Annotated in this window: 6 protein-coding genes; 5 read left to right on the top strand and 1 reads right to left on the bottom strand. The window is 69.1% G+C overall.

Going from position 1 to position 8,621, the window contains the following annotated elements; genetic code table 11:
• Nucleotides 1-49: 49 nt before the first annotated feature.
• Nucleotides 50-2,842 (bottom strand): aconitate hydratase AcnA, encoded by a 2,793-nt coding sequence (gene acnA, locus HMPREF3121_RS08715; protein ID WP_070522297.1) that lies wholly within the window; start codon nucleotides 2,840-2,842, stop codon nucleotides 50-52.
• Nucleotides 2,843-3,132: 290 nt separating this feature from the next.
• On the opposite strand from acnA, the gene HMPREF3121_RS08710 reads away from it, so the two are divergent.
• From HMPREF3121_RS08710 to HMPREF3121_RS08690, 5 genes are all read left to right on the top strand, one after another.
• Nucleotides 3,133-3,636, top strand: a complete 504-nt coding sequence (locus tag HMPREF3121_RS08710) for an Rv1476 family membrane protein (RefSeq protein WP_141743044.1) — start codon at nucleotides 3,133-3,135, stop codon at nucleotides 3,634-3,636.
• Nucleotides 3,637-4,154: 518 nt separating this feature from the next.
• The gene (locus HMPREF3121_RS12450) at nucleotides 4,155-5,747 is read left to right on the top strand and encodes an NlpC/P60 family protein (RefSeq protein ID WP_239251244.1); all 1,593 of its coding nucleotides are present in this window, start codon (nucleotides 4,155-4,157) and stop codon (nucleotides 5,745-5,747) included.
• Nucleotides 5,748-5,843: 96 nt separating this feature from the next.
• Entirely contained in the window at nucleotides 5,844-6,773 is a 930-nt protein-coding gene (locus tag HMPREF3121_RS08700; protein ID WP_070522451.1) for an AAA family ATPase, read from the top strand.
• Nucleotides 6,770-7,642 (top strand): DUF58 domain-containing protein, encoded by an 873-nt coding sequence (locus tag HMPREF3121_RS08695; protein WP_070522288.1) that lies wholly within the window; start codon nucleotides 6,770-6,772, stop codon nucleotides 7,640-7,642. Before HMPREF3121_RS08700 ends, HMPREF3121_RS08695 begins: the two co-directional genes overlap by 4 nt.
• Complete coding sequence (locus tag HMPREF3121_RS08690) at nucleotides 7,639-8,616, top strand: VWA domain-containing protein (protein ID WP_070522285.1); 978 nt, start codon at nucleotides 7,639-7,641, stop codon at nucleotides 8,614-8,616. Before HMPREF3121_RS08695 ends, HMPREF3121_RS08690 begins: the two co-directional genes overlap by 4 nt.
• Nucleotides 8,617-8,621: the final 5 nt, after the last annotated feature.

Here is an 8,621-nt window from a genome sequence, read left to right as displayed (position 1 = left end):
CCGGTGCCCGATCACGGCGGGTCGCCCCTCCATGAAGGAGGGGAGCGGACTAGCCGTTGATCATGTTGCGGAGCACGAACTGCAGAATGCCGCCGTGGCGGTAGTACTCCGCCTCACCGGGGGTGTCGATGCGGACGACCGCGTCGAACTCGACGGCCTCGCCGCCCTCCTTGGTGGCGACGACCTTGACGGTCTTCGGCGTGGTGCCCTCGTTGAGCTCCTCGATGCCGGTGATGTCGAAGGTCTCCGTGCCGTCCAGGCCCAGCGACTTCCAGGACTCGCCCTCCGGGAACTGCAGCGGGATGACGCCCATGCCGATGAGGTTCGAGCGGTGGATGCGCTCGAAGGACTCGGCGATGACGGCCTTCACGCCCAGCAGCAGGGTGCCCTTGGCGGCCCAGTCACGCGAGGAACCGGTGCCGTACTCCTTGCCGCCCATGACCACCAGCGGGGTGCCGGCGGCCTTGTAGTTCTGCGCGGCGTCGTAGATGAACGACTGCGGGCCACCCTCCTGGGTGAAGTCGCGGGTGTAGCCGCCGGTCACGCCGTCGAGCAGCTGGTTCTGCAGACGGATGTTGGCGAAGGTGCCGCGGACCATGACCTCGTGGTTGCCGCGACGGGCGCCCAGCGAGTTGTAGTCCTTGCGCTCGACGCCCATGGAGTCGAGGTACTGCGCCGCCGGGGTGCCCGGCTTGATGGAGGACGCGGGGGAGATGTGGTCGGTGGTGACCGAGTCGCCCAGCGCCGCCAGGACGCGCGCGCCCTTGACGTCGGACACCGGCTGCGGCTCCATCTCCATGTCGTCGAAGTACGGCGCCTTGCGGATGTAGGAGGACTTGTCGTCCCACGCGAAGGTCTTGCCCTCGGGGGTCGGCAGGTTCTGCCAACGCGAGTCGCCGGCGAAGACGTCCTTGTAGTCCTCGTCGTACAGCTCGGAGGTGATGCACTCCTCGATGACGGACTCGATCTCCTCGGTGGAGGGCCAGATGTCCTTCAGGAAGACGTCGTTGCCGTCCTGATCCTTGCCCAGGGACTCGGTCTCGAAGTCGAAGTCCATGGTGCCGGCGATCGCGTAGGCGATGACCAGGATCGGGGACGCCAGGTAGTTCATCTTGACGTCCGGGTTGATGCGACCCTCGAAGTTGCGGTTACCCGACAGGACCGCGGTGGCGGCCAGGTCGGCCTCGTTGATCGCGTCGGAGATCTCCTGCGGCAGCGGGCCGGAGTTGCCGATGCAGGTGGTGCAGCCGTAGCCGACGAGGTAGAAGCCCATGGCCTCCAGGGCCGGCCACAGGCCCGCCTTCTCGTAGTAGCCGGTGACGACCTGCGAGCCCGGGGCCATCGAGGTCTTGACCCACGGAGCCGCCTTCAGGCCCTTGTCCGCGGCGTTGCGCGCAAGCAGGGCCGCGCCGACCATCACGGACGGGTTCGAGGTGTTGGTGCAGGAGGTGATCGAGGCGATGGAGACCATGCCGTGGTCGAGCACCATCTCCTTGCCGTTGTAGTTGACCTTGATCGGGTTGGACGGGCGGCCCGCCGCACCCAGGGCCAGGTTCGGCACGTTGGCGTCGTCGGAGAAGGACAGCTCGGCGCCGCCCTTGCCGGAGTTGCCGCCCTCGGCGACGTAGTCCTGCACGGACTCGTTGCCGGAGCCGTTGGTGTAGTTGTGCAGGTCCTTGCGGAACTGCTCCTTGGCGGAGGACAGCTCGATGCGGTCCTGCGGGCGCTTCGGGCCGGCGATCGACGGGACGACCGTCGACAGGTCCAGCTCGAGGTACTCGGAGTACTCGGCCTCCGGGGTGTTCTCGTCCAGCCACATGCCCTGGGCCTTGGCGTAGGCCTCGACGAGGGCGACGGACTCCTCGGAGCGGCCGGTCAGGCGCAGGTACTTGGTGGTCTCGTCGTCGATCGGGAAGATGGCCGCGGTGGAGCCGAACTCCGGGGACATGTTGCCGATGGTGGCGCGGTTGGCCAGCGGCAGCTTGGACACGCCGGCGCCGTAGAACTCGACGAACTTGCCGACGACGCCATGCTGGCGGAGCATGTCGGTGATCGTCAGGACGACGTCGGTCGCGGTGACGCCGGCCGGGGTGTCGCCGGTCAGCTTGAAGCCGACGACGCGCGGGATCAGCATGGAGATCGGCTGGCCCAGCATGGCGGCCTCGGCCTCGATGCCGCCGACGCCCCAGCCCAGGATGCCCAGGCCGTTCTGCATGGTGGTGTGGGAGTCGGTGCCGACGCAGGTGTCCGGGTAGGCCAGGCCGTTGTTGTCGAAGACGGTGCGGGCCAGGTACTCGATGTTGACCTGGTGGACGATGCCGGTTCCCGGGGGAACGACGCGGAAGTTCGAGAAGGCGCCGGTGCCCCAACGCAGGAAGCGGTAGCGCTCGTCGTTGCGCTGGTACTCGATCTCGACGTTCTTCTCGAGGGCGTCGGCGTTGCCGAAGGCCTCGATGATGACGGAGTGGTCGATGACCATCTCGGCCGGGTTGAGCGGGTTGACCTGGTCCGGGTCGCCGCCGAGGGTCTTCACGGCCTCGCGCATGGTGGCCAGGTCGACGACGCAGGCGACGCCGGTGAAGTCCTGCATGATCACGCGGGCCGGGGTGAACTGGATCTCGATGGACGGCTCAGCCGACGCATCCCAGTTCGCGACCGCGTTGATGTGCTCCTCGGTGATGTTCGCGCCGTCCTCGTTGCGCAGCAGGTTCTCGCCGAGAACCTTGAGGGCGTAAGGCAGCTTCTCCATGCCCGGCACGGCGTCGAGGCGGAAGTAGTCGTAGGACTTCCCGCCGACCTCGAGGGTGCTCTTGGCGTTGAAGGAGTTCTTGCTTTCAGTCACAGTCTGCTCCAAATCTTTGCTCGGTTGGGGCGCGCCTTCAGGCCCTGCACACGAGATGGGCCCTGGTGGCACTTGGCGCGAACGCGTCGCGAGGGGCACCTTCGGCGCATGTGGATCATGCGGTGCTCCGCGGTCCGGCTCGACCTCCCCCAAGAATAACAGTACGGGCGTTCTGTTGCACTCATCCGGACACGGCGCGCCGGGGCGCGCTACCCGACATCACCCCCGCGGGACGGCATGATGGTGGGGCACGAGGGGGACAAGGACGACCGGGAGAAGGCGACGCGACAATGAGCGAGGGCACATCGATGTACCTGGAGAACCTCGACGCGAAGACGGTGTCGGAGGCGTTGCAGCACGATCCGATCGTCACCGCGAACGAGGATCTGGAGGCCGCGCTGCGCCCCATCGTCGATTCCGCGCCGGCCCGCGGCATCGAGGACCTCAAGGTCGTCATCGTCGACAAGGACCCGATGGGCACCACCGATCTGCGCAACTTCGCCAACGAGGTCGTGGCCGAGGATGGCGGCACCGTCATCGTCCGTGCGCCGTTTTCGGTGTCGGCCGCCTCGGACGAGATTCCGCAGGCGGCGCTCGAGCAGGCCGGCTTCGCGATGATGGAGGATTACCCCGAGCGGTATCCGCAGGGCTTCGACGCGTTCATCGACATCGCGGGGGACTGGACGGTGCCGTGGGTCAACTACAGTCTCGCCGTCGGCGGGGGGATCGTCGTGGTGTTCGCCGCGCTCATCGCGTTCTGGTGGATCCGCTCGCATCGGGGCAACCGGGGCTGAACGGGGACGGCCGACACCGCGCGGGCCGACCGGACCGAACGGGACGGCCGACGCCGAGGAACGCCGCCATCGCAGCGCCATAACGATTCGATAAACGCACTGACGAATAGTTAATGCGATATACCCATGCTTACCCACAGGCAAGAATCAAGTCACTTGGCTTGACCGGCGACAAGGTCAGGTACTTGCTTTGCGACGATTTCGCGTACCGACACGCGGCCTTGGCGGCAATTTGTGACGAATATCACACCATTCGAACACATTGTGGAATTCGCAGACCATCACCCATAACGAAACGGTCACGAACAGCGGGACGCACGTTTCGCCTGTGACTCGTGTGCTCTTGGGGAACCTTGTGTCGTAGCGTGCTCATTGTTACCCCGGGTGCGCCTGTCGCTTCCCGGGGCACGCACCACCGGGTGCGACGCCGACAGCCGTCGGCAATCGATTCGGGCAATGGGGAAGTTGCCGTACGAGTCGAACGCCCCCGGTTCATTTCGCACAGCAAGGAGTCTCAGGTGGCAGTTATCCGGACGAACCGGACCCGCCGCGGGTGGGCCCGCCCCATTGCCGGAGCCATGATCGTCGGCCTCATGGCCGCGCACGTCCCCACGGCCTCGGCGCAGCCGACCGGGGGTGACTCGCATGCGGAGTCGACCGCCGACGGCGTCCTGCAGAGCCTCGTCCGCGAGGTGACGGAACGCGAACGCACCGTCTCCGATCTCGAGCTGAAGATGGGCTCGCTGCGCGAGGACGTCAACCGCGCCAACGTGGACCTCGGCAACGCCCGCCGCGAGGCTCGCCGTGCGGGCGACGCGGCGGACGAGGCCAAGCGCACCCTCGGCGGGACGCGCGACGACCTCCGCGCCGCCCAGGGCACCTTCGACGACATGGCCCGCGCCGCGATGCGCCAGGGCTACTCGCTGCCGTCCGCGCTGGGCGGAGCGTCCGACGCCGCCGAGGTCCTCGACCGTTCCTCGACGCTGCGCCGCGAGGCCGACAAGCAGGGCCTCGTGGTCGACGAGCTCGACCGCGCCCGCACCGAGGCGGCCAACGCCGACTCCACCCTCCGGGAGATGCGTCGCAAGGCGGAGGAGGCCTCCACCGAGGCCGAGCGACTCCACGGCGAGGCCGAACGCGCCTTCAAGGAAGCCGAGCGCCTGCTCAACGACGAACGCATCAAGCATGCCGCCGCCGTCATCCAGCGCGACGCCGCCCGCGCCGCCCTCGACGCCGCCCGCATCGCCCTGGACGCCTACAACCGTTCCGGCGGTTCCAGCGACGGCCGTTCCGAAGACGAGGTCGTCCGCGAAGCCGCCGACGACGCCCGCGACGAGGTCACCGCCAACGGCGGCGCGACCGAGTCCGACGCGGCAGCCGACGCCGGCGACGCCCCGACCGTCACCCCGCGCCCGTCGCAGACCGACGAATCCGCCGCGGACACGGCCAACGGTTCGAGCGGCTCGGGCGACTCCGGCACCTCGGGCGAGTCCGGCACCTCCGGCACCTCGGGCACGGGCACCGACGATGACGAAGCCGGCACCTCCGACTCGGACGCCGACGCGTCGGAAAGCGACGCCGAAACCACCACGACCCCCGGCACCACGGACGGCACCGGAACCAACGGCACGGCGGTGCAGACCGCCACGCCCGCCAACCCGGAATCGCCGTCGCCGACCGCCGGAGACCGGTCCGCGAAGATCGAAACCGTCATCTCGCGCGCGATGTCGCAGATCGGCGTGCCCTACGCCTGGGGCGGCGGCAACGCCAACGGCCCCACCAAGGGCATCCGCGACGGCGGCGTCGCCGACGCCCACGGCGACTACAACAAGGTCGGCTTCGACTGCTCGGGACTGACGCTCTACGCCTACGCCGGCATCGGCATCAACCTGCCGCACTACACCGGCTACCAGTACCAGCGCGGCACGCATTACCCCGCGTCCCAGATGGAGCGCGGCGACCTCATCTTCTACGGCCCCAACGGCCACGGCCACGTCGCCATCTACCTGGGCAACGGCCAGATGATCGAGGCCCCGCAGTCGGGCTCGCACGTCCGCGTCACCGCCGTGCGATACAACGGGATGACCCCGAACGTCGTGCGCCTCGTCTAATCTGCGGGGAGCACCCCACCCGACCCCACAGGAGAAGACGACGTGACCGACGCCCCGGAAACGAACGCCCCGGATCTGCGCAGGGTCCTCTCCGAGATGAGCCGCGTCGTCGTCGGCCAGCAGCACCTGTGCCGGCAGCTGGTCGTGGCCATGCTCTCCGGCGGCCACGTGCTGCTGGAGGGCGTGCCGGGCGTGGCCAAGACGCTGGCGGTGTCGACGTTCGCCACCGTCATCGGCGGCAGCTTCTCCCGCATCCAGTTCACCCCGGACCTGGTGCCCTCCGACATCGTGGGCACCCGCGTGTTCCGGCAGGACACCGGCGAGTTCATCACCGAGCCCGGCCCCGTGATGGCCAACGTCGTGCTGGCCGACGAGATCAACCGCGCGCCCGCGAAGGTGCAGTCGGCGCTGCTGGAGGTCATGGCGGAGCACCAGGTGTCCATCGCCGGCGTGTCGCGTCCGGTGCCGGAGCCGTTTTTGGTGCTGGCGACGCAGAACCCCATCGAAAACCAGGGCGTGTACCCGCTGCCGGAGGCGCAGCGCGACCGTTTCCTGTTCAAGGTCATCGTCGATTATCCGACGCCGGCGGAGGAACGCGAGATCGTCTACCGGATGGGGTCGACGCCGCCGACGGCCGGCCGCGTCTTCGATCCGGACACCGTCCGGGCGCTGCAGAAGAAGACCCGCGAGGTGTTCGTCCACCATTCGCTCATCGACTACGTGGTGGCGGTCATCGAGCTGACCCGCAATCCGTCGCGGGCGAACCTGGATGACGTGGGCCGGTGGCTGGCGTACGGCGCGTCGCCGCGTGCGACGTTGGGCGCGATCACCGCGGCCCGGGCGACGGCGCTGCTCAAGGGCCGCGATTACGTCACCCCGGCCGATGTGGTGGAGGTCCTGCCCGACGTGCTCCGCCACCGGCTGGTCCTGTCCTACGAGGGGCTTGCCGACGAGGTGACCCCGGAGGCCATCATCGACCGGGTGCTGGCGCGGGTGCGTCTGCCCGAGGTGGGCGCCGGGCAATGAGCGACACCCCGGCCATCGACCGCGACCTGGACCGGGTTCTGCGGCACCTCGAGTTGACGGTGACCCGCCGGCTCGACGGTCTGCTGCGCGGCACGTTCGCGTCGGCGGCGACGGGGCCGGGCACCGATCCCGATTCGGCCCGCGAGTACGTCATCGGCGACGACGTCCGCCTAATGGATTGGTCGGTCACCGCGCGCACGGGCGTCGCCCACGTGCGCGACCCCGAGGCCGAGCGCGAATTGGAATCGTGGATCGTCGCGGAGTCGTCGCCCCGCTTGACGACGGGGTCCGGCCCCACGACGAAACGCCACCTGCTGGCAGCGGCCACGGCGGCCGTGACGCTGTTGGCGGACAACCCGGGGGACCGCACGGCGCTGGTCGCCGACGGCACCCTGATTCCGCCCGGTCAGGGCCGCGCCCATGCGATGCGGCTGATCGCCCGTGCGGCGCGGCACGTGGGCGGTTCCGGTCTGGCCGCGGACCTGGGCACGTTGCCCTCGCGGGCGCCGAGGGCCGGTTTGGTCACCGTCATCTCCGACTTCCTCGGGCCGGTGGACTGGGCCGATGCGTTGCGCGTGGTGAGCACCCGCACCGACGTCCTGGCCATTCGGCTCATCGACCCCGCCGACGAGTCGCTGCCCGGCGACGGTCCCGTCCGCCTGTCCGACCCGACGACGGGGGAGATCCTGGACGTCGACATCGACGACGCGACGAGGAGACGCTACGAAACGGCGGCTCGGGAGCATTCCGAGCGGGTCACCGCCGCGCTGCGGTCTGCCCGCGCCCGCATCGTCGAGCTGCGCACCGACCGGGACTGGGTGCTCGACTTCGCCCGTCAGGTGGCCCCGGGGCGGGGAGGTGCCCGATGACCGGCTCCTTCGCCCACCCGTGGTGGTTGCTCGCGCTGCTGGTGCCCATCGCGGCGGCCGCCGCCTACGTCGTCGTCGACAAGCGCAAGCGCCGGAGGTCCATCGCGTTCGGCAACTTCACCGTCGTCGCCGACGTGACGGGCCCCGGGCACCCCTGGCTGCGGCACGTGCCCGTCGCGGCGCTGCTGGCCGCGCTGGCGGTGTTGGCGGTCGCGATGGCCGGACCAATGGCGGAGACGAAGGTGGCGCGCAACAGGGCCACGATCATGCTCGTCGTCGACGTGTCGCTTTCAATGTCCGCAACCGACGTCGAGCCAGATCGATTGACCACGGCGAAGCAGGCGGGCCGCGAGTTCATCGAATCGCTGCCCGACGACCTCAACGTCGGGCTGGTCACCTTCGCCGGCCGCGCGCAAACCCCCGTCATGCCGACCACCGACCACGACACCGTCGCCCGCGCCCTCGACGGGGCCACCCTCGACAGCGCCACCGCCACCGGCGACGCCATCGCCGCGGCGCAATCGGCGATCCTCCAGTTCGGCGAACAGGTCCGGGGCCCGGACGGACCCCCGCCCGCCGCGATCGTACTGCTGTCCGACGGCAAACAGACCATCCCCGCCGAACTCGACGACCCCCGCGGCGCGTACACCGCCGCCGACGAGGCCGCGAAAATCGGACTGCCCATCCACACCATCTCCTTCGGCACCCGCGACGGCGTGGTCAACATCGACGGCCAGGTCCTGGAGGTGCCCAACGACGACGAATCCCTCATGGAAATCGCCCGCCGCACCGAAGGCGAGTTCCATTCCGCGGCGAGCCTCGACGAACTGCGCGACGTCTACGGCGCACTGACCGACGAAATCGGCTACGAACTGCGTCGCAGCGAGAAGCCGCGTCCGTGGATGGCGGCGTCCTTCGTGCTGCTGGTCATCTCCGCCGGCTCCTCGTTGGTTCTCGGCCGCCGCGTGCCCTGAGGCGG

It is taken from the genome of Corynebacterium sp. HMSC11E11 (assembly GCF_001807025.1).
Taxonomy (GTDB): Bacteria; Actinomycetota; Actinomycetes; order Mycobacteriales; family Mycobacteriaceae; genus Corynebacterium; species Corynebacterium freneyi.
This window is presented reverse-complemented; position numbering and strand designations above follow the sequence as displayed.

What these genes read in the sequence shown, in the direction of transcription:
- HMPREF3121_RS08710 (WP_141743044.1), top strand. Translation starts at nt 3,133, where the DNA reads ATGAGCGAGGGCACATCGATGTACCTGGAGAACCTCGACGCGAAGACG.
- HMPREF3121_RS08700 (WP_070522451.1), top strand. Translation starts at nt 5,844, where the DNA reads ATGAGCCGCGTCGTCGTCGGCCAGCAGCACCTGTGCCGGCAGCTGGTC.
- HMPREF3121_RS08695 (WP_070522288.1), top strand. Translation starts at nt 6,770, where the DNA reads ATGAGCGACACCCCGGCCATCGACCGCGACCTGGACCGGGTTCTGCGG.
- HMPREF3121_RS08690 (WP_070522285.1), top strand. Translation starts at nt 7,639, where the DNA reads ATGACCGGCTCCTTCGCCCACCCGTGGTGGTTGCTCGCGCTGCTGGTG.